Source organism: Knoellia locipacati (genome assembly GCF_007992835.1).
Classification (GTDB): Bacteria; Actinomycetota; Actinomycetes; order Actinomycetales; family Dermatophilaceae; genus Knoellia; species Knoellia locipacati.
Genome location: NZ_BKBA01000003.1, coordinates 596,326 through 614,603 on the forward strand (window position 1 = coordinate 596,326; position 18,278 = coordinate 614,603).

20 protein-coding genes are annotated in these 18,278 nt (G+C 72.8%); 7 read left to right on the forward strand and 13 right to left on the reverse strand.

The annotated features are described in order from the left end of the window. Positions 1-52 precede the first annotated feature (52 nt). Genes KLO01_RS04375 through soxR form a run of 3 tightly spaced genes read right to left on the reverse strand, consistent with a single transcriptional unit; the run spans position 53 to position 2,100 of the window. Positions 53-769 carry a class I SAM-dependent methyltransferase gene (locus tag KLO01_RS04375; RefSeq protein WP_246136043.1) on the reverse strand — a complete coding sequence of 239 codons (717 nt, stop codon included), beginning with the start codon at positions 767-769 and terminating at the stop codon, positions 53-55. After that, positions 741-1,616 carry a phosphoribosylaminoimidazolesuccinocarboxamide synthase gene (locus KLO01_RS04380; protein WP_147062438.1) on the reverse strand — a complete coding sequence of 292 codons (876 nt, stop codon included), beginning with the start codon at positions 1,614-1,616 and terminating at the stop codon, positions 741-743. The genes KLO01_RS04375 and KLO01_RS04380 overlap by 29 nt, the downstream gene beginning before the upstream one ends. Positions 1,617-1,647: 31 nt before the next feature. Further along, positions 1,648-2,100, reverse strand: coding sequence for a redox-sensitive transcriptional activator SoxR (gene soxR, locus KLO01_RS04385; RefSeq protein WP_147062440.1), 453 nt, complete (start codon positions 2,098-2,100; stop codon positions 1,648-1,650). Positions 2,101-2,154: 54 nt separating this feature from the next. On the opposite strand from soxR, the gene KLO01_RS04390 reads away from it, so the two are divergent. The 4 genes from KLO01_RS04390 to KLO01_RS04405 are packed head-to-tail and all read left to right on the forward strand — an operon-like array spanning position 2,155 to position 5,518. Beyond that, positions 2,155-3,567, forward strand: coding sequence for an MFS transporter (locus tag KLO01_RS04390; RefSeq protein WP_186827900.1), 1,413 nt, complete (start codon positions 2,155-2,157; stop codon positions 3,565-3,567). Positions 3,568-3,612: 45 nt separating this feature from the next. Beyond that, entirely contained in the window at positions 3,613-4,200 is a 588-nt protein-coding gene (locus tag KLO01_RS04395; RefSeq protein WP_147062443.1) for a biotin transporter BioY, read from the forward strand. 14 nt (positions 4,201-4,214) lie between these two features. After that, positions 4,215-4,910, forward strand: coding sequence for an energy-coupling factor ABC transporter ATP-binding protein (locus KLO01_RS04400; protein WP_147062446.1), 696 nt, complete (start codon positions 4,215-4,217; stop codon positions 4,908-4,910). Further along, positions 4,910-5,518, forward strand: coding sequence for an energy-coupling factor transporter transmembrane component T family protein (locus KLO01_RS04405; protein WP_147062448.1), 609 nt, complete (start codon positions 4,910-4,912; stop codon positions 5,516-5,518). The genes KLO01_RS04400 and KLO01_RS04405 overlap by 1 nt, the downstream gene beginning before the upstream one ends. A 17-nt stretch (positions 5,519-5,535) precedes the next feature. On the opposite strand, the gene KLO01_RS04410 is transcribed toward KLO01_RS04405, so the two are convergent. Next, positions 5,536-5,982 (reverse strand): VOC family protein, encoded by a 447-nt coding sequence (locus tag KLO01_RS04410; protein ID WP_147062450.1) that lies wholly within the window; start codon positions 5,980-5,982, stop codon positions 5,536-5,538. A gap of 46 nt (positions 5,983-6,028) precedes the next feature. Between KLO01_RS04410 and KLO01_RS04415 the strand changes: the two genes are divergently transcribed. Next, complete coding sequence (locus tag KLO01_RS04415; protein ID WP_147062452.1) at positions 6,029-6,958, forward strand: LLM class F420-dependent oxidoreductase; 930 nt, start codon at positions 6,029-6,031, stop codon at positions 6,956-6,958. On the opposite strand, the gene purD is transcribed toward KLO01_RS04415, so the two are convergent. Next, positions 6,951-8,231, reverse strand: a complete 1,281-nt coding sequence (gene purD, locus KLO01_RS04420; protein WP_147062454.1) for a phosphoribosylamine--glycine ligase — start codon at positions 8,229-8,231, stop codon at positions 6,951-6,953. The genes KLO01_RS04415 and purD overlap by 8 nt on opposite strands. A gap of 291 nt (positions 8,232-8,522) precedes the next feature. Between purD and KLO01_RS04425 the strand changes: the two genes are divergently transcribed. Both KLO01_RS04425 and KLO01_RS04430 read left to right on the forward strand, forming a co-directional pair. Further along, entirely contained in the window at positions 8,523-9,512 is a 990-nt protein-coding gene (locus KLO01_RS04425) for a response regulator transcription factor (protein ID WP_147062455.1), read from the forward strand. A gap of 128 nt (positions 9,513-9,640) precedes the next feature. After that, complete coding sequence (locus KLO01_RS04430) at positions 9,641-11,854, forward strand: HelD family protein (RefSeq protein WP_147062458.1); 2,214 nt, start codon at positions 9,641-9,643, stop codon at positions 11,852-11,854. A 41-nt stretch (positions 11,855-11,895) separates the two neighbouring features. Here the strand turns inward: KLO01_RS04430 and KLO01_RS04435 are convergent, their stop codons facing one another. The 8 genes from KLO01_RS04435 to KLO01_RS04470 all read right to left on the reverse strand — a co-directional run bounded on the left by KLO01_RS04435 (position 11,896) and on the right by KLO01_RS04470 (position 18,209). Then, positions 11,896-13,197: an adenylosuccinate synthase gene (locus tag KLO01_RS04435; protein ID WP_147062460.1), complete on the reverse strand. Its 1,302-nt coding sequence runs from the start codon at positions 13,195-13,197 to the stop codon at positions 11,896-11,898. A 96-nt stretch (positions 13,198-13,293) separates the two neighbouring features. After that, positions 13,294-14,100, reverse strand: a complete 807-nt coding sequence (locus KLO01_RS04440) for a helix-turn-helix domain-containing protein (protein WP_147062462.1) — start codon at positions 14,098-14,100, stop codon at positions 13,294-13,296. Between the two features lie 246 nt (positions 14,101-14,346). Further along, positions 14,347-14,751, reverse strand: coding sequence for a DUF3151 domain-containing protein (locus KLO01_RS04445; RefSeq protein WP_147062464.1), 405 nt, complete (start codon positions 14,749-14,751; stop codon positions 14,347-14,349). A gap of 7 nt (positions 14,752-14,758) precedes the next feature. Further along, a complete protein-coding gene (gene fbaA / locus KLO01_RS04450; protein ID WP_147062466.1) occupies positions 14,759-15,790 on the reverse strand; it encodes a class II fructose-bisphosphate aldolase in 1,032 nt (343 codons plus the stop codon). A gap of 102 nt (positions 15,791-15,892) precedes the next feature. Further along, positions 15,893-17,122, reverse strand: coding sequence for an RNA polymerase sigma factor (locus tag KLO01_RS04455; RefSeq protein WP_147062468.1), 1,230 nt, complete (start codon positions 17,120-17,122; stop codon positions 15,893-15,895). Further along, positions 17,119-17,487: a YciI family protein gene (locus tag KLO01_RS04460; RefSeq protein WP_147062469.1), complete on the reverse strand. Its 369-nt coding sequence runs from the start codon at positions 17,485-17,487 to the stop codon at positions 17,119-17,121. The genes KLO01_RS04455 and KLO01_RS04460 overlap by 4 nt, the downstream gene beginning before the upstream one ends. After that, positions 17,484-17,846 (reverse strand): YciI family protein, encoded by a 363-nt coding sequence (locus KLO01_RS04465; RefSeq protein ID WP_147062472.1) that lies wholly within the window; start codon positions 17,844-17,846, stop codon positions 17,484-17,486. Before KLO01_RS04465 ends, KLO01_RS04460 begins: the two co-directional genes overlap by 4 nt. Before the next feature lie 15 nt (positions 17,847-17,861). Then, a complete protein-coding gene (locus KLO01_RS04470) occupies positions 17,862-18,209 on the reverse strand; it encodes a YciI family protein (RefSeq protein WP_147062474.1) in 348 nt (115 codons plus the stop codon). Positions 18,210-18,278: the final 69 nt, after the last annotated feature.

Genomic DNA, 18,278 nt, shown 5'->3' on the forward strand with positions numbered 1-18,278 from the left:
GGCTGGGCCGGGTCACAGGCTACTGGGCGCCCCGGCGGACCCCGAAACCCGCTCAGCGGGTGAAGACCGCCCGCCAGCACGGGTAGCCCACGAGCGCGTCGTCCTGCACCACGGAGACCTCGCTCAGCCCGTGGCGGGTGAAGGACCGGATCTCGTCGGCGGTGAGCAGCCACGGCGGGCCCGCGCCGTCGTCGTCGGCCGGCAGCACCCCGTGGATCGCGACGAGCGTTCCGCCCGGTGCCACGAGGTCGGCGACGGCGCGCACGGTCTGCTCCCGCATCGCCGGCGGCAGGGCCTGGACGGTGTAGACGTCGACGACGAGGTCGAAGCCGTGGCGCCACTCGCCGGGGAGCTCGAAGAGGTCGGCGACCCGGTAGTCGACGGCCGAGCCGGGGCGGCGCGCCCTCGCGGTGCGGATGGCGGTCGGCGACAGGTCGAACCCGGTCGTGTCGAACCCCAGCGAGGCGAGGTGCTCGGCGTCGGCTCCCAGCCCGCACCCGACGACGACCGCGCTGCGACCCTCACCACGCACCGTGGGCCCGCCAGGCACAGCGCCCTCGCGGGTCCAGGCCTCGAGCAGCGGCTGGGGCTCCGACCGGTCCCAGGCCATCGTCACCTCGCCGGACTCGCCGGCGGCGTAGAGCTCCTCGAACCACCCGGTCGGGTCGCCCCGGCCCACGCTCGCGTGGGCCAGCCGGTCGGCCTCGCCCTGCCACCCCCGCGGCTCGGAGCCCATGGCGTCAGAAGGTCCGGCCGGTGAGGCGCTCATAGGCCTCGACGTACTTGGCCCGGGTCCGCTCGACGACGTCGGCGGGCAGCGCCGGCGGCGCCTCGCCGGACGACTTGTCCCAGCCGCTCTCCGCCGAGAGCAGCCACTCGCGGACGAACTCCTTGTCGAAGCTGGGCTGGGTGTGGCCCGGCTCCCACTGGTCGGCGGGCCAGAAGCGCGACGAGTCGGGGGTGAGGACCTCGTCGGCGAGCACGAGCCCACCGGAGGCGTCGAGCCCGAACTCGACCTTGGTGTCCGCGATGAGGATGCCCCGCTCCCCCGCGATCTCGTTGCCGCGGGCGAGGATGCGCGTCGTGAGGTCGCGCAGCCGGGCGGCCATCTCGGTCCCGACCTCGGCCTCGACCGCCTCGTAGGACATCGGCTCGTCGTGCTCCCCCATCGGCGCCTTGGTCGACGGCGTGAACAGCGGCTCCTCGAACCGGTCGCCGTCGCGCAGCCCCTCGGGCAGGGCGAGGCCGCTCACGGTGCCGTCGGCGAGGTACTCCCGCAGGCCACCACCGGTGAGGTAGGCCCGCGCCACGCACTCGACCGGCACCATGTCGAGGCGCTGGACGAGCACCGCGCGCCCCGCCACGACCTCGGGCACGTCGGTCGAGACGACGTGGTTGGGCACGAGGTCGGCGAGCTGGTCGAACCACCACAGCGAGAGCTGGGTGAGGACGGCTCCCTTGTCCGGGATCGGCGGGTCGAGGATGAAGTCGAACGCCGAGATCCGGTCCGATGCGACGAGCAGCAGCTGGTCGTCACGACCCTCCGGCGCGTAGAGGTCGCGCACCTTGCCGGAGTAGAGGTGCGTGAAGCCGGGGATCTCGAGCGGCGTCGTCATGCGGCCGATTCTCGCAGCCCCGACCGCGCTGTCACGCCCGGGCGGCGGAGGGCCAGCGCTGGGCACCGGGGCCGTCGGCGGCGTGGGAGTCATCGGCGTTGTAGATCGGGCACGACGTCACCGAGAGGCAGCCGCACCCGATGCAGTCGGTGAGCCCGTCACGCACCCGGGTCATCGCCTCGATCCGCTCGGTGAGCGCGTCGTGCCACGCCGCGGACATCCGGGCCCAGTCGCGCTTCGTGGGCGGATGGTCCGCAGGGAGCGTCGCGAGCGCCTCACCGATCTCGGCCAGGCTCAGCCCGAACCGTTGCCCTGCGCGCACCACGGCGATCCGGCGGAGCGTATGCCGTGCGTAGCGGCGGTGGTTCCCGGCGTTCCGCACGCTCTGGATGAGTCCGCGCTCCTCGTAGAACCGGACGGTGGGGACGGAGACGCCGCTGCGCGCGGCGACCTCCCCGATCGGCAGCAGGTCGTCCTTGTCCACGTCCGCAGCCTACGGCTTGATCTCAAGCGGGCTTGAGATATGAGGATGCCGCCCATGACCTCGACAGCCACCGCCGCACCCGAGCGGCTCTTCAGCTCCCGGCACCTGCCGGTGGCGACAGGGATCATCGCCCTCGTCACGCTCGGCGCCTTCGAGAACCGGGCCGTCATCAGCATCATGCCGACGGCCACGCGGGCCCTCGACGGGCTGGCATGGTTCGGGGCGGCCAACGCCGCGTCGATGGTGACCTTCATGGTCGCCGTCGCCGTCGCCGGCCGGTGGGTGGACCTGGTGGGCTCCCGCACGGTGCTGCTGGCCGGGCTCGCGACGTTCGCCGTCGCCCAGGCCGTCACGGCCGCCGCTCCCTCGATGGCGGTCTTCGTCGCGGGCCGGGGCCTGTCCGGGGTCGCCGAGGGCCTCATCGACGTCTCCACCCTCGTCTTCGCGGCGCGGGCGCTGCCGGAGCACCTGCGCGCCAAGGTCTTCGCGACCTTCGCTGCGGCGTGGATCCTGCCCAGCCTGCTCGGTCCCGGCGCCGCCGGAGCCGCGGAGGCCCTCGTCGGCTGGCGGCTCGTCTTCCTCCTGCCGTCCGCGCTCCTCGTGCCGGCCCTGCTCCTGCTCCTGCCGGCCCTGCGCCGGGCCGACGTCCGGCGGGTCGACGACCCGGCCACCACGGTGCCGGAGGCAGGCACCCCGGCCCCCGTCGGCCCGGCGGTCGGGCTCGCCACGGCGGTCGCGCTGCTCAGCGTCGGCGGTCCCCTCGCGTTCGACGGCGGGGACCACCACCTCGCCGGCCTCCTCACCCTCGCCGTCGGCGCCCTCGCGCTCGTCGCGACGGTCCGCGCGGCACTGCCGGCCGGGACGCTCACCGCAGCACACGGCGTACCGGCCGTGGTGGCCCTTCGGACCCTGCTCGTCGTCGCGTTCGGTGGGATCGGCGGCTACCTGCCGCTCATGCTCGACGTGACCCACGACGTCGGGCCGGCGCTCGCCGGGATCAGCCTCAGCATCACCGGTGTCTTCTGGGCCGTGGGCTCGGCCGTCCACGGTCTCGACGCCGTCCAGCACCGGCTCGACGCCGCGGCCCGAGTCCGTCTCGGGCTCGCGCTCATCGCCCTCGGCGGCGTCGGCCCCCTCCTCCTGTCGCTCGGGGTCCTCGAGCTCGTCCCCGGCCTCGCCGGCTGGGCCCTCGCCGCGACGGGCATGGGTCTCGCGTCGCCGAGCCTGGCCACCGAGATCTTCACCCTCGCCCCACCGCGCGAGCAGGGACAGGCGACCGCCGCCTCCCAGATCGGCGCCAGCCTCGGCAGCGCCCTGACGACGGCCGGCGGCGGCGCGCTCATCGCGGCCCGCCACGACACGCTCGACGGGGGCGTCTTCGCACTACTCATCGGTACCTCGGTCGCGGCCGCCGTCCTCGCCCTCACCCTCACGCAGCGGCTGCGCGCCGAGCCGCCCAGCAGGTGACCGGCAGGTGTCGCGAGCACCCCCGGGGCTGGCACACTCCGGTGCATGCTCACGTCCCGCGACCTGTCGCTCATCGCGATCTTCACCGGCGTCATCGCCGCGCTCGGCCTCGTGCCGGCCGTCGCCCCGTTCGGTGGAGCCGTGCCGATCACCGCGCAGTCGATGGGCATCATGCTCGCCGGCGCCATCCTCGGCGCGAAGCGCGGTGCGCTGTCGGTGCTGCTCTTCCTCACGCTCGTCGCCATCGGCCTCCCGCTGCTCTCCGGTGGTCGCGGCGGTCTCGGGGTGTTCGCCGGCCCGAGCGTGGGCTACCTCGTCGGCTTCCCCGTCGCCGCGTTCCTCGTCGGCCTGCTCACCGAGCGGATCGGCCGCCCCTACCGGCTGCCCCTCGGCGTCATGGCCAACATCCTCGGCGGGGTCCTCGCGCTCAACGCGATCGGCATCGTCGGCATGGCGCTCGTCCTCCACGTGGGCCTCGTCAAGGCGACCACGCTGGCGGCGGTGTTCATGCCCGGCGACGTCGTCAAGGCCGTCCTCACGGCGTTCGTCGCCGCGGGCGTCCACGCGGCCTACCCCGGCCTCATCCCCTCGCGGGCCGATCGGCGGACCCCGGTCGACCGCGTGCCCGCCTGACCCTCCCCGCCACCGTGCCCGAGATCCGCGTCACCGAGGTCAGCCACGCCTTCGGCGACGGTCCGGCCCGGAGGCTCGTCCTCCGTGACGTCGACGTCACCCTCACCGAGCACCGGGTCGGGATCGTCGGCGCCAACGGCTCGGGCAAGTCGACCTTCGTCCGCCTCCTCAACGGCCTCGTCCACCCCGACTCGGGCACCGTGACCATCGACGGACGTGACACCGTGCGCGACGGGCGCGAGGTCCGACGGCGCGTGGGCTTCTGCTTCACCGACCCCGACGCGCAGATCGTCATGCCGACCGTCGCCGAGGACATCGCCTTCGGGCTGCGTCGGCGTGGCCTGAGCAAGGACGAGGTGAGGGCGCGCACCGCGGCGGCGCTCACGGCATACGGGCTCGACGGCCACGCCGACCACCCGGCCCACCTCCTCTCGGGTGGCCAGAAGCAGCTCCTCGCGCTCGCCAGCGTCCTCGTCACCGAGCCCGACCTCCTCGTCCTCGACGAGCCCACGACGCTGCTCGACCTGCGCAACGCCGAGATGGTCCGCCGTCTCGTCGACGGGCTCGCGCAGCAGGTCGTCCTCGTCACCCACCACCTCGACCTGCTCGACGGCTTCGACCGGGTCCTCGTCTTCGACGAGGGGCGCATCGTCCATGACGGCTCCCCGGCCCACGCCGTCGCGGCCTACCGCACACTCGTCGCACGCTGATGGCGCTCACCGCGGTCCCGCTCTTCCTCCCGGGCAGCTCGCCGGTCCACCGCCTCGGTGCCGGCGCCAAGCTGCTCGGGCTCCTCGGCACCGGCGTGGCCCTGGCGGTCTGGCGCTCACCGTGGCAGGTCGGGCTCGCCCTCGCGCTCGTCCTTGCCCTGCATGCCGTCGCTCGCCTGCCGCTGCGCGTGCTCGGGCGTCAGGTGGTCGGGCTCGCCTGGGTCGCCGTGCCGCTGCTCGTCGTCCAGTGGGTCCTCGCGTCGTGGCAGACCGGCGTCGGTGTCGTCGGGTCCTTCGTCTCGCTCGTCCTCCTCGCCGGGCTCGTCACCGTCACGACCCGGACCACGGCGATGGTCGACGTCGTCGTGAGGGTCTGCGGCTGGCTGCGACGGTTCGGCGTCGACCCGGAGCGGGTGGGGCTCATGCTCGCCCTGGGCATCCGGTCGGTGCACGTCGTCCTCGGCCTGGCCCAGGAGGTGCGGGAGGCGCAGTACGCGCGGGGGCTGCGGTCGAGCCCGCGTGCGTTCGCGGTGCCGCTCCTCGTCCGGTCGCTCCGTCACGCCGACCGCCTCGGCGAGGCGCTGAGCGCCCGCGGCGTCGACGACTAGCCCGGACGGCCCGGGCCTCAGACGACGCAGAACTCGTTGCCCTCGGGGTCGGCCATGACGACGTGGTCGAGGCGTCCGTCGTCGCCGACGTCCTCGCGCAGCGACCGCGCGCCGTGGGCGACGAGGTCGGCCTCGGTGGCGCGGATCCGGGTCTCGCGCAGCGCCTGGTCGACGTGGCGACCGCCGCTGACCTTGACGTCGAGGTGGACGCGGTTCTTGACCGTCTTGGGCTCGGGCACCTTGAGGAAGCTGATGGACGGGCCCTCGCCGGTGGCCGGCCGGATCGTGGCCCCGTCGCCCCACTCGTCCTCGGGGACGCCGTGGTCGGTGAGGAAGCTCGGCCAGTCGTCCCAGCCCTGCGGCGGCGGCGCCTCCACGTAGCCCAGGGCGCGGCACCAGAACCGCGCCACCACCTGCGCGTCGGCACAGTCGACGGTGATGCCCAGCTGCGGGTGCTCGCTCATCCGCCCAACCTAGGCCCGGCCCCCGACACCTCCGTAGGGTTGGTGCATGGACTTCCGGATCTTCACCGAGCCCCAGCAGGGTGCGACCTACGACGACCTCCTCACCGTCGCCCGCACCGCCGAGGACGCCGGGTTCGACGCGTTCTTCCGGTCCGACCACTACCTCCACATGAGCGGCGACGGTGGCGCCGGGCCGACCGACGCCTGGGTCACGCTCGCCGGTCTCGCCCGCGACACCACGAGGATCCGGCTCGGCACCCTCGTCACCGCTGCGACCTTCCGCTTCCCGGGCCCGCTCGCCATCGCCGTGGCGGGTGTCGACCAGATGTCTGGTGGCCGGGTCGAGCTCGGCATCGGTGCGGGCTGGTTCAAGGGTGAGCACACGGCATACGGGATCGACTTCCCCGACGTGCGCGAGCGCTTCGACCGCCTCGAGGAGCAGCTCGCCGTCATCACCGGGCTGTGGGCGACCCCGGCGGGCCGGACCTACACGCACGACGGGTCGCACTACCCCATGGTTGACGCGCCGGCCCTCGCCAAGCCGGTCCAGGAGGGCGGGGTGCCGATCATCGTCGGTGGCTCCGGCAAGCGGCGGACTCCCGCCCTCGCCGCGCGCTACGCGTCCGAGTTCAACGCCGCGTTCCAGTCGCCCGAGGAGTCGCGCGTGCTCTTCGAGCGCGTCCGCGCCGCGTGCGAGGAGCGGCGCCGCGACCCCGACGAGCTGACGATGTCGGCCGTGGGGGTCCTCTGCCTCGGCGACGACGAGGCGACCCTGGCCCGTCGCGCCGCGGCCCTCGGCCGGGACGTGGGCGAGCTGCGGCGCAACGGGTTCGCCGGGTCGAGCGACGAGGTGGTCGACCGGATCGGTCGCTACGCCGAGGCCGGTGCGACCCGCCTCTACTTCCAGGTCCTCGACCTCGCCGACCTCGACCACGTCGAGGAGCTGGCCTCGACGGTCCTGCCGCAGGTCAGCTGACGGCGATCTCGTCGCGCGAGGCCTTGAGCGCGATGTCGGTACGGTGGTGCGACCCCTCGAGCCCGATGAGGTCGACCGCGGCGTAGACGCGCTCGCGGGCTTCCGCGAGGTCGGCGCCCGTCGCGACGACCGACAGGACCCGTCCGCCCGCGGAGACGAGCGTGCCGCTCTCGTCGAGCGCCGTGCCGGCGTGGAGCACGTATGCCGTCGGCACGCCCTCAACGTCGCCGGTGCCCGAGATGGGGTCGCCGGTGCGCGGGGTCCCCGGGTAGTTGTGCGAGGCGACGACGACGGTGACGGCGTGGTCGTCGGACCAGCGCAGCGTGTCGTACTCGTCGAGCCGCCGAGTCGCCGCCGCCTTGAGCAGCCCGCCGAGCGGGGTGAGGAGCCGGGCGAGGACGACCTGCGTCTCGGGGTCGCCGAAGCGGGCGTTGAACTCGATGACCCGCGGACCCCGGCTCGTCATGGCGAGCCCGATGAAGAGGACGCCGACGAACGGCGTCCCCCGGCGACCCATCTCGTCGATCGTGGGCTGGGCCACCCGGGCCACGAGGTCGTCGGCGAGGCCGTCGGGAGCCCAGCCGAGCGGGCTGTAGGCGCCCATGCCACCGGTGTTGGGGCCGGCGTCGTCGTCGCCGACGCGCTTGAAGTCCTGGGCCGGGGTGAGCGGGACGACGGTCACGCCGTCGCTGAGGACGAAGAGCGAGACTTCGGGTCCGTCGAGGAACTCCTCGACGACGACCTGGCCGTCCTCCTTGGCGAGACAGGCCTCGGCGTGGGCCAGTGCGGCGTCGCGGTCGTCGGTGACGACGACACCCTTGCCGGCGGCGAGGCCGTCGTCCTTGATGACGTAGGGCGCGCCGAACGCGTCGATGGACTCGGCCACCTCGTTGACGGTGGTGCACAGGTGGGCGAGCCCGGTGGGCACCTCTGCCGCGGACATGACCTCCTTGGCGAAGGCCTTGCTGCCCTCGAGCCGAGCGGCCTTCGCCGAGGGCCCGAAGACGTCGAAGCCGCTGTCCCGCAGCACATCTGCGACGCCGGCCACGAGCGGAGCCTCGGGTCCGATGACGACGAGGTCGACCCGGTGGCGCTGGGCGACCTCGAGGACGGCCCCGGCGTCGGTGGCGTCGGCCAGCGGCTCGCACAGGGCGATCGTGTCGATGCCGGGGTTGCCCGGCGCGGCCACGACGGCGTCCACGGCCTGGTCGGCGACGAGGCTGCGGACGATGGCGTGCTCGCGGGCACCTGAGCCGATGACGAGGACCTTCATGGGCGCCAAGCCTAGGGCGGCAGGGGCGACGCGCAGACGGCAGTCCGGTGGACGGCATACGCCGTTATGGGTGGGGACAAAGGTGTGGGCGCGACGCGCCCGGGGAGCAGGGGGGTACCCCCGGGTGCGCCGCGCCCGCTCACGCGGCACTCACGGTTGGGGGGAACCGGAGGCTCTGCGTGAACGTCGACGAGGTCGACGTGGACCACCATGACACGCGGTTCACCGTTCATTCAAACCAAACGGCGGCGGGTTCCTGACAATGTCGTGATCCCGCCATAGTCTGGGTGCGTGAGCGTGCCCGATGTCCGCCTCGCCATCGACGAGCTGACCACCCGCGTCTACCTCCTGCTGCTGCGCCAACCGGCTCCCCGCCGCAGCGCGCTCCTGCGCGAGGGTCTCACCGAGGACGAGGTCACCGCGGCCCTGGCCAACCTCGAGGCGCGCCACATGGTCAACGCGACCCGGCGCGACGTCATCGAGGTCTATCCGCCCGACACGACGCTGCCGGCGTGGGCCGCCGACCTCGAGCGACAGGCGCGCACGACCCGGTCGGCCGTCGAGGGCCTGACCCACATGTACAACGAGGCGAGATCCGGTGTGGCGGGCGCCTCCACGAGCCGCGACGTCGCCATCCTCGACACCCTCGAGGAGGTGGAGACGGCCTACTTCCGCGCCGCGCGGCGCGCCGAGAGCCGGTGCGTGCGGCTCATCGCGCGCAGTGCCCGGATGGACGAGATGGTCATCCACCACCCCGACGCCATCGTCCTCGCCCACAGCAGCGTCACGAGCCCGACGCTCGAGCGCCAGGTCGTCTTCGAGCAGTCGATCCTCGAGGTCGAGGGAGCCTTCAGCGCGCTCGAGGCCATGCGGGCTGACGGCATCGACGTGCGCCTCACCCCACACCTCGCCTTCTCGGTCCTCGCCGTCGACCGCAACACGGCCGTGATCGACATCACCCACCTCGACTCCGGCGGCGGCTCGCTCTACGTCCAGCAGCGCCAGCTGGCCGGCGCGCTCATGGACATGTGCCTCGGGCTGTTCGCGCTGAGCACTCCCCTGCCGCGCACCCCGCGCGGCAGGGCCCTCGCCCGGCTCACCGACCGGGACGGGCAGATCCTCGCCCTCCTCGCCGCCGGGGCCAGCGACCTCACCATGGCCCGCCAGCTCGGGATCTCGCAGCGCACGGTCGAGCGCCGCGTCCGCACGATCATGGTCGAGCTCGGCGCGACGACCCGCTTCCAGGCGGGGGCCATCGCCGGTCGCCGCGGCCTCATCTGAGGCCCGGCGCCGCGAACCGTGACGATGGGGCCGAGCCTGCAGTGGCAGGCCCTGCGCACGCGTAGACTCATTCCTTCCGTGCGCTCCGCGCACCACACCCACGTCGCTCTGCAGGGAGGGCTTCGACCGTGACGACCACGCGCCCCGGTGCCACTGACACCTCGGCGGACGTCGCCCGCGAGATCGCGTTCGAGCAGGCTCACGTCGACCGCGTCTACGCCGAGCTCGAGAAGGCGTCCGCGCGCGCCTCCGAGGTGGAGAAGGACGGCATCGCCCGAGGACGTTCGAGCCGCAGTGGCGAGGTGCGCGACGAGGAGCTCACCGGGCTCTTCGAGCGCGACGCCCTCGTCTACGCCGCCGCCAAGCGCCGGTCCGCCATCGAGAAGCAGTACGAAGGCCTGGTCTTCGGCCGCCTCGACCTCGGGGACGTCGACACCCCCGCCGCCGAGCGCGACGTCCGGCACATCGGCCGCCTCGGCGTGCGCGACGACGACTACGAGCCGCTCGTCATCGACTGGCGCGCCCCCGCGGCGTCGGCGTTCTACCGCGCCACCCCCGTCGACCCGATGGGAGTCCTGCGACGACGGGTGCTGCGCTGCAAGGGCGCCAGCGTCATCGGCGTCGAGGACGACCTCATGGTGCCCGAGGCACCGGACGACATCGTCGTCGTCGGTGACGGCGCCCTCATCGCGGCCCTGACCCGCAGCCGCGGCCGCCAGATGCGCGACATCGTCGCCACCATCCAGCGCCACCAGGACGAGGCGATCCGAGCACCCTCACGCGGCGTCACCGAGATCACCGGTGGCCCCGGCACCGGCAAGACCGTCGTGGCGCTGCACCGTGCGGCCTACCTCCTCTACTCCGAGCGACGGCGCTTCGAGTCCGGCGGCATCCTCGTGGTCGGCCCCTCGGCGGCCTACACGGCATACATCGAGCGTGTCCTGCCCTCGCTGGGCGAGGACAGCGTCTCGCTGCGCGCCCTGGGCGACCTCGTCGACGGGGTGACGGCCACCCGTCTCGACCCGCCCGAGGTCGCCGCGGTCAAGGGTTCGCTGCGCATCCGGCGGCTGCTCTCCCGTGCGGCGTCCCGGCCGCCCGAGGGCGCGCCGTCGCAGCTGCGCGCGTTCATCAACGGGCACGCAGTGCGGCTCGAGGAGTCCGTCCTGCACCGCATCCGGCGCCAGATCCTGCGCTCCAGCCAGCACAACGTCGCCGCCAAGCACGCCCGTGAGGAGCTCGCCCAGGAGGCGTGGCGCTCGGTGCGCCAGGGCGACCGCGACGAGTTCTTCGACGCGTTCGACAGCTCGCGCGACGTCGACGAGTTCGTGGACTCCTGGTGGCGCCAGCTCGACCCTCGCGAGGTGCTGCTCACCCTCGCCGACACCGACCACGCCTACCGTCTCGCCCGCGGCGTCCTCGACCAGGAGGAGGCCGCCGCGCTGGCCCACTCGCTGCGCGAGGCGCTCTCGCTCGGCACGTGGTCGGTCGCCGACGTCGCCCTCATCGACGACCTCTCCGCCCGGCTGGGCCAGGTCCAGGCGCCCGAGGCCGAGGAGCGCGGCTTCTACGACATCGAGGAGTTCGACGACCTCGCGTCCTACGGCGTCCTCGACGTCCGGGCCGGTGTCGACCGCCGCGTCACGCCCACCGCGAGCCAGAGCGTCGTCACGCCCACGGACGCGCGCGAACGCCTGCTGCACGGCCGGATCGAGCGCGCGTCCGGCTCCGCCCACGTGCTCGTCGACGAGGCGCAGGACCTCTCCCCGATGCAGTGGCGGACCCTGGCCCGTCGCGGCCGCAACGCCTCGTGGACCGTCGTCGGCGACGCCGCGCAGGCCTCGTGGGGCGACCTCGAGGAGGCGCGGACAGCCCGGCTCGAGGCCTACGGCTCGCACGCGGTGCGCGGGTTCCACATGGACACGAACTACCGCAACGCCCGCGAGATCTTCGACTACGCCCGCGACGTCATCCTGCCGCTGGTGCCGGACGCCGACATCCCGGCAGCGGTGCGCGAGACCGGCGTCGAGCCGGTCGACACCGTCGTCGAGCCGCCACCCGTGGCCTCGGTCGAGTCGGCCGTCGACGAGCTGCTCGGCGAGGTCGAGGGCTCGATCGCGGTCATCACGCCGATGCGCTGGGCCGACCGGCTCACGCACCTCGAAGGCGCCGGCGACGGACGCGTCCAGGTCATCGACCCGCTGTCGACCAAGGGCCTCGAGTGGGACGCGACCGTGGTCGTCGACCCCGACGCGATCATCGACGAGTCACCCGGTGGGGTGCGCGTCCTCTACGTCGTGCTCACCCGCGCGGCGCACCGCATGACGGTGCTCCGCCCGGGCTGACACCCGGCCCGACGCCCACCCCCACCCCGGCGCAGCGGCCGTCAGTCGAGGAGGGCGTGGCGCTCGATGATCTCGTGACGGCCGGGGCCGACACCGATCGCCGAGACGCGGGCACCGATGAGCTCCTCGACCCGCAGGACGTAGGCCTGGGCGTTGGCGGGCAGGTCCTCGAAGGTGCGGCAGCCGGAGATGTCCTCCCACCAGCCGTCGAGCTCCTCGTAGATCGGCGTCGCGTGGTGGAAGTCGCTCTGCCCCACCGGCATCTCGTCGTGGCGCACGCCGTCGACGTCGTAGGCCACGCAGATCGGGACCTTGGGCAGCCCGGTGAGGACGTCGAGCTTGGTGATGACGAAGTCGGTGACGCCGTTGATCCGGGTCGCGTAGCGGCCGATGACGACGTCGAGCCAGCCGCAGCGACGCGGGCGTCCGGTCGTCGTGCCGTACTCGGCGCCGGTCTTGCGCAGGAACTCGCCGTTGTCGTCGTCGAGCTCGGTCGGGAACGGACCCTCGCCCACACGCGTCGTGTAGGCCTTGAGGATCGCGATGACACGCGAGACGCGGGTCGGTGGGATGCCGGAGCCGGTGCAGGCGCCACCGGCCGTCGCCGACGACGACGTCACGAACGGGTAGGTGCCGTGGTCGACGTCGAGCAGCGTCGCCTGGCCGGCCTCGAGGAGGACGTTCTGGCCCTCGTTGAGCGCCTTCTCGAGCACGAGCGCGGTGTCGGCGACCATGGGACGCAACCGGTCGGCATACGAGAGCAGCTCCTCGACCACACGGTCGGCCTCGGCTGCGCGGGTGTTGTAGATCTTGACGAGCACCTGGTTCTTGAGCGCGAGGGCCGCGTCGACCTTCTGGCGCAGGATGCCCTCGTCGAAGATGTCCTGGATGCGGATGCCGACGCGGTTCATCTTGTCGGCGTAGGTCGGGCCGATGCCGCGACCGGTGGTGCCGATCTTGCGGGCGCCGAGGAAGCGCTCGGTGACCTTGTCGAGGGTGCGGTTGTAGGGCGCGATGACGTGCGCATTGGCACTGACGAGCAGCTTGCTCGTGTCGACGCCGCGGGCGTTGAGGCCGTCGAGCTCCTCGAAGAGCACCTCGAGGTCGACGACGACGCCGTTGCCGATGATCGGCGTGACGCTCGGCGTGAGGATGCCGGAGGGAAGGAGGTGCAGGGCGTACTTCTCGCGCGAGCCGTCCTCGGCCTCGATGACGACCGTGTGGCCTGCGTTGTTGCCTCCGTTGAACTTGACGACGTAGTCGACGTCCTCGCCCATGAGGTCGGTGGCCTTGCCCTTGCCTTCGTCGCCCCACTGGGCTCCGACGAGCACGATTGCCGGCATGCGGTTGTCCTTCCCTGCGCGGCCGGTGCCGCGCGTGCGTGACATGCGAGGAGCCCGGCGCGTGGCGTTCGCGACGGGCCCCTGATCGGTCCCAGCCTATCGGGTATGCCGTCCGCCCACCGATGCCGTCGGCCGGGAGGTCGCGAGCGAGGCGCCGAGCTGGAAGCGGGTGTCGACGCCGTGGATGGACATGAGCGCCGCGATCCGGCGTCGGACGGTCCTCAGCCCGACCCCGAGGAAGCGGGCGATGGCCTCGTCCTTGAGGCCCATGCCGAGCAGCTCGACGAGGCGCTCGTCGCCGGGACCGCTCGCGGCGTACGGCACGGCGTGCGAGTGCTCCCACGCGAGGTCGAAGTAGGCAGCGAGGGTCGAGATGAGCAGCGGGTCGCGGATGAGGACGTAGCCCGACGCGACGTCACCCCACCCGCGCAGCGCCACCGCCCCGACGTCGCCGAAGACGGCGTACTCGGACCCGACCTCGGGCAGGAGGCGCTGCTCCTCGCCGACCGTCGACCACGAGCGGAGCCACTGCAGGCCCTGCGGGGTGTCGAGCGCCTGCGCCGGGTAGATCGTCCTCTGGACGTTGCCGGCGGCGATCCACTGCTGGTTGTCGCGCATCGTCGCGTCGTCGAGCGCGGGGCCGGCGTCGACGACCATGACGAGGTTGCGCAGGATGCCGCTGGACTCGTGGATGAGGCGCTGGACGACGGTCGGCGCCATGTCGTCGCTGATCGGCTCCACACCCGGCGTCGGACCCGCCGGTGAGGAGTCCCCGAGCCGGCCGAGAAGGTCTCGCACCTGCCGCAGGTCACGCTGCCGCTCCTCGATGCGGGAGTCCTCGCGGTCGAAGTACTCCTCGAGCAGCCGACCCGGCGAAGTGGCGTTCCCTGAGGTCAGCGCCATGTCACACCCTTTCGTGCACAACGGTTGGCAGGATGCTGCCAATGGCACCTAAGTGTCGCAGAAACCTGTGAACTCGTTGCATGATGGGCGCGACACCCGACGTGGCAGGGGACACGCGGACGTCGACGCGCTTCGGCGCGGTGCTCCCTGGCAGGGGCTGGAGAAGGGCTCGGACCTGGTGGTCCGAGCCCTTCTCTCATGGATGCTGCAGGTGCGGCGGGCGCGCGCGTGGAGCGCCGCCCGGCGTCAGAGCCCGAGCTCGCGCGCCCCTGTCGTCGACGAGTCGCGCAGGAAGTCGGCGCAGCGCCGTTCTTCGTCGTTCTCGCCGATGAGCCCGGCCGCCCGCGAGAGGACGGCGAGCGAGCGGAGGAAGCCGCGGTTGGGCTCGTGCTCCCACGGCACCGGCCCCTGGCCGCGCCAGCCGTTCTTGCGAAGCGAGTCCAGCGCCCGGTGGTAGCCCGTGCGCGCGTAGGCGTATCCCTCGACGGTGCGGCCGTCGGCGAGGGCGTCCTCGGCGAGGGTCGCCCACGCCAGCGAGGACGTCGGGTTGGCCGCCGCGACCTGGTCGGGGGCGACGCCCTCGTCGAGGAGCCGTGCCGCCGGGTCGACGGGCAGGCGGGTCTCGGGGATGCCGAGGAGGTTGTCGGTCATGTCGTCCTCAGGCCTGGTGGGTGCCGGCGGAGCGGAGGTTCTCGCAGGCCTCGATGACGCGACGGGCCATCGCGGCCTCGGCCTCCTTGCCCCAGGCGCGCGGGTCGTACTGCTTCTTGTTGCCGACCTCGCCGTCGATCTTGAGGACGCCGTCGAAGTTGCGGAGCATCCACTCGGCGACGGGGCGGGTGAAGGCGTACTGGGTGTCGGTGTCGACGTTCATCTTGACGACGCCGTAGTCGACGGCTGCCGCGATCTCCTCCGCGGTCGAGCCGGAGCCGCCGTGGAAGACGAGGTCGAACGGGCGACCGTCGGCGCCGAGCCCGAGCTCGCCGGCAGCGGCCTCCTGCGCGGACTTGAGGATCTCGGGACGCAGCTTGACGTTGCCCGGCTTGTAGACGCCGTGGACGTTGCCGAAGGTCAGCGCGGTGAGGTAGCGGCCCTTCTCGCCGGCGCCGAGCGCCTTGATGGTGGCGACGGCGTCCTCGGGCGTCGTGTAGAGCTTCTCGTTGATCTCGTTGGCGACACCGTCCTCCTCGCCACCGACGACGCCGACCTCGATCTCGAGGATGACGTTGGCGGCCTTGCAGGCCGCGAGCAGCTCCTCGGCGATCTGGAGGTTCTCGTCGAGCGGCACGGCCGAGCCGTCCCACATGTGGCTCTGGAAGATCGGCAGGCCGCCGGCCCTGACGCGCTCGGTGCTGGCCGCGAGCAGCGGGCGCACGAAGCCGTCGAGCTTGTCCTTGGGGCAGTGGTCGGTGTGGAGCGCGATGTTGACGGGGTAGTTCTTCGCGACCTCCTCGGCATAGGCGGCGAGCGCCTTGGCGCCGGTGACCATGTCCTTGATCGTCGAGCCCGAGGCGTACTCGCCGCCACCGGTGGAGACCTGGATGATGCCGTCGCTGCCGGCCTCGGCGAAGCCGCGGATCGCCGCGGTCACCGTCTGGCTCGACGTGATGTTGATGGCCGGGTAGGCGAACGAGCCGCTCTTGGCCCGGTCGAGCATGTCGGCGTAGATCTCGGGAGTTGCGATGGGCATGGGATCTCCTTGTCGAAGGGGCGGAGCCGGTTCTCCTCCGATCCTTCCACGCAGGGGCCCCGCGGCGACAGCGTCCCCGTCGACCGACGCGGCGGCGCCGGGTCAGGGGCCGAGCTCGTCGCGACGGCCCTCGAGGTGACGTCGCTCGATGTCGTTGTCGCAGAGCGAGATCGACTCGCTCAGAGCGGCGCGGGCCTCGACGACGTCACCGGCCCGGGCCAGCAGCTCGCCGCGCACGGCCGGCAACCGGTGGCCGGCCATCACCACGCCGTCGAGCAGCGCCAGCCCGGCGCGCGCCCCGTCCGCCTCGGCCACGGCCACCGCCCGCGCGACCCGGACGGCAGGTGAGGGCGAGACCTGCTCGAGCACGGCATACAGGCTCGCGATGCGGTCCCACCGCGTGTCACCGGGAGTCGGGGCACTCGCGTGCTCGGCCGCGACGAGGGCCTGGAGGCGATAGCTGCGCGCGAGAGGTGACGACGGCGCCGGACCGCTGTCGGTCTCGGCGAGCAGGGCGAGCGCCCGCTCGATCTCGTCGTGGTGCCAGCGCCCGCGGTCCTGGTCGGCGAGGAGGACGAGCGCGCCGTCGGGACCCACCCGGGCGTCGCGACGCGAGTGCTGGAGGGTCATGAGCACGACGAGGAACGCGAGGGTGTCGTTGGGCCGCAGCCGGTGCGCGACGTCGGCGAGCCGGATCGCCTCGCCGGCCAGCTCGGCGCGCAGGAGGTCGGGCCCGCTCCCGGGCGCGTAGCCGGCCGTGAACGCGAGGTATGCCGTGTGCGCGACGACGTCGAGCCGCTCGCCGATCGCGTCGGTTCCAGGGATGGCGAAAGGGATGCCGGCCGCGACGATCTTCTTCTTGGCCCGGGTGATGCGGGCGGCCATCGTCGTCTCGGGGACGAGGAAGAGCCGCGCGATGTCGGCGGTCGACAGGCCCATGACGAGGCGGAGCGAGAGCGCGCTCGCGCCCTCGGGCGGCAGGGCCGGGTGGGCGCACATGAGGACGAGCCGCAGCAGGTCGTCGTCCACGACGGACCCGTCGTCGACCATGACACCCTCCTTCGGTCGTCGTTCGGCCTCGACGGTGAGCAGCGGCTCCTTGCGCGCGGCCATGGCCTCGGCGCGCAGCCGGTCGAGGATGCGCCGACGGGCCGCCGTGACGAGCCAGCCGGCCGGGTTGTCCGGCGTGGCCGCGTCGGTCCACGTCGCCTGTGCCGTGGCGACCGCCTCGCCGAGCGCGTCCTCGACGAGGTCGATCCGTCGGAACTGCGCGAGGAGCAGGGCGACCAGGCGGCCCCACTCCTCGCGCACCACGCGCTCGAGGGGAGTCACCCGACCTGCCTGCCCGAGGAGTCGAGCTCGACCACGGAGCGGATCTCGACGGCATACGCCGGCGGGAGGAGGGACGCGGCCTCGATGGCGACGTCGAGGTCGGGGAGCTCGACGTCGTAGTAGCCGCCGACCATCTCGACCGACTCGGCGAACGGGCCGTCGGTGAGGACACGTGCGCCGTCGCGGTGGCGGACCGTCGTGGCCGTGTCCGCCCCGGCGAGCGGTGCACCCGAGATCTTGCGACCGCGCTCGTCGACGAAGCGGTCGAAGGCGGCGTGCCCGTCGACGTAGCCCTGGCGCTCCTCGGCGGTGGCCGACTCCCAGGCGCCGGGCTCGTAGGCGATGAGCAGGAGGTAGCGCCTCATGACGCCCGGTCCTCGTCGGTGACGACCGGCCGGACCTCGATGCCGTCGCCGAGCTCGGCGAGCATGCGGCAGCACTCCATGAGGTCGTCGAGGTCGTCGGTGCGCACCTGGTAGAACCCGCCGACGCTCTCGGCCGACTCGGCGAACGGGCCGTCGGTGACCGGTCCCCCGCCGGCCCGGATCGTTTTCGCGGTGCTCGTGCGGTGCAGCTCCGCGCCGCCGGTCACGGTGTGGCCACGCTTCTCGAGCTCCTCCCCGAAGCGGCCGTAGACGGCATACCCGGCGGCTCGTTCCTCGTCGGACATGGTGGTCCACCATCGGTCGGCGTCCCCGACGATGAGCACGACGTACTCCTTCATGGCGATTCCCTTCTCTCAGACCAGGTCGCGGAACTCGATGAGCTCGCCGCGGGCGGCGAACTCGGTGCAGATGCGCCGGAGGTCGGCTTCGTCGTCGGTCTCGACCAGGTAGAAGCCGACGACCTGCTCGGCGGACTCGGTGAAGGGGCCGTCGGTGACGATCGCCCCTCCCGAGCCGTCGGGACGCATCGACGTCGCCTCGGCCGAGGGCCTGAGCGGGCTCGTCACGAGCACGGTGTGCCCGCCCGACGCGAGGTCGGCGTGGAACTGCTCGTGCGACCGCATGCCCTTCTCGTGCTCCTCGGGTGGCAGCTGGGCCCACTCCGCCTCGGGTGCGGGCAGCAGCAGCAGGTGGCGACTCATCGGTGAGCTCCTCGTGGTCGTGGTGGCGAGGCGCGAGCGCGACCTCACCCCCGTGACGAGCGAACCACA

Bases quoted from the DNA above. Each gene is read 5' to 3' on its own strand.
- KLO01_RS04375 (WP_246136043.1), bottom strand. From the start codon at position 769: ATGAGCGCCTCACCGGCCGGACCTTCTGACGCCATGGGCTCCGAGCCG.
- KLO01_RS04380 (WP_147062438.1), bottom strand. From the start codon at position 1,616: ATGACGACGCCGCTCGAGATCCCCGGCTTCACGCACCTCTACTCCGGC.
- KLO01_RS04390 (WP_186827900.1), top strand. From the start codon at position 2,155: ATGACCTCGACAGCCACCGCCGCACCCGAGCGGCTCTTCAGCTCCCGG.
- KLO01_RS04395 (WP_147062443.1), top strand. From the start codon at position 3,613: ATGCTCACGTCCCGCGACCTGTCGCTCATCGCGATCTTCACCGGCGTC.
- KLO01_RS04405 (WP_147062448.1), top strand. From the start codon at position 4,910: ATGGCGCTCACCGCGGTCCCGCTCTTCCTCCCGGGCAGCTCGCCGGTC.
- KLO01_RS04410 (WP_147062450.1), bottom strand. From the start codon at position 5,982: ATGAGCGAGCACCCGCAGCTGGGCATCACCGTCGACTGTGCCGACGCG.
- KLO01_RS04415 (WP_147062452.1), top strand. From the start codon at position 6,029: ATGGACTTCCGGATCTTCACCGAGCCCCAGCAGGGTGCGACCTACGAC.
- purD (WP_147062454.1), bottom strand. From the start codon at position 8,231: ATGAAGGTCCTCGTCATCGGCTCAGGTGCCCGCGAGCACGCCATCGTC.
- KLO01_RS04435 (WP_147062460.1), bottom strand. From the start codon at position 13,197: ATGCCGGCAATCGTGCTCGTCGGAGCCCAGTGGGGCGACGAAGGCAAG.
- KLO01_RS04440 (WP_147062462.1), bottom strand. From the start codon at position 14,100: ATGGCGCTGACCTCAGGGAACGCCACTTCGCCGGGTCGGCTGCTCGAG.
- KLO01_RS04445 (WP_147062464.1), bottom strand. From the start codon at position 14,751: ATGACCGACAACCTCCTCGGCATCCCCGAGACCCGCCTGCCCGTCGAC.
- fbaA (WP_147062466.1), bottom strand. From the start codon at position 15,790: ATGCCCATCGCAACTCCCGAGATCTACGCCGACATGCTCGACCGGGCC.
- KLO01_RS04460 (WP_147062469.1), bottom strand. From the start codon at position 17,487: ATGAGGCGCTACCTCCTGCTCATCGCCTACGAGCCCGGCGCCTGGGAG.
- KLO01_RS04465 (WP_147062472.1), bottom strand. From the start codon at position 17,846: ATGAAGGAGTACGTCGTGCTCATCGTCGGGGACGCCGACCGATGGTGG.
- KLO01_RS04470 (WP_147062474.1), bottom strand. From the start codon at position 18,209: ATGAGTCGCCACCTGCTGCTGCTGCCCGCACCCGAGGCGGAGTGGGCC.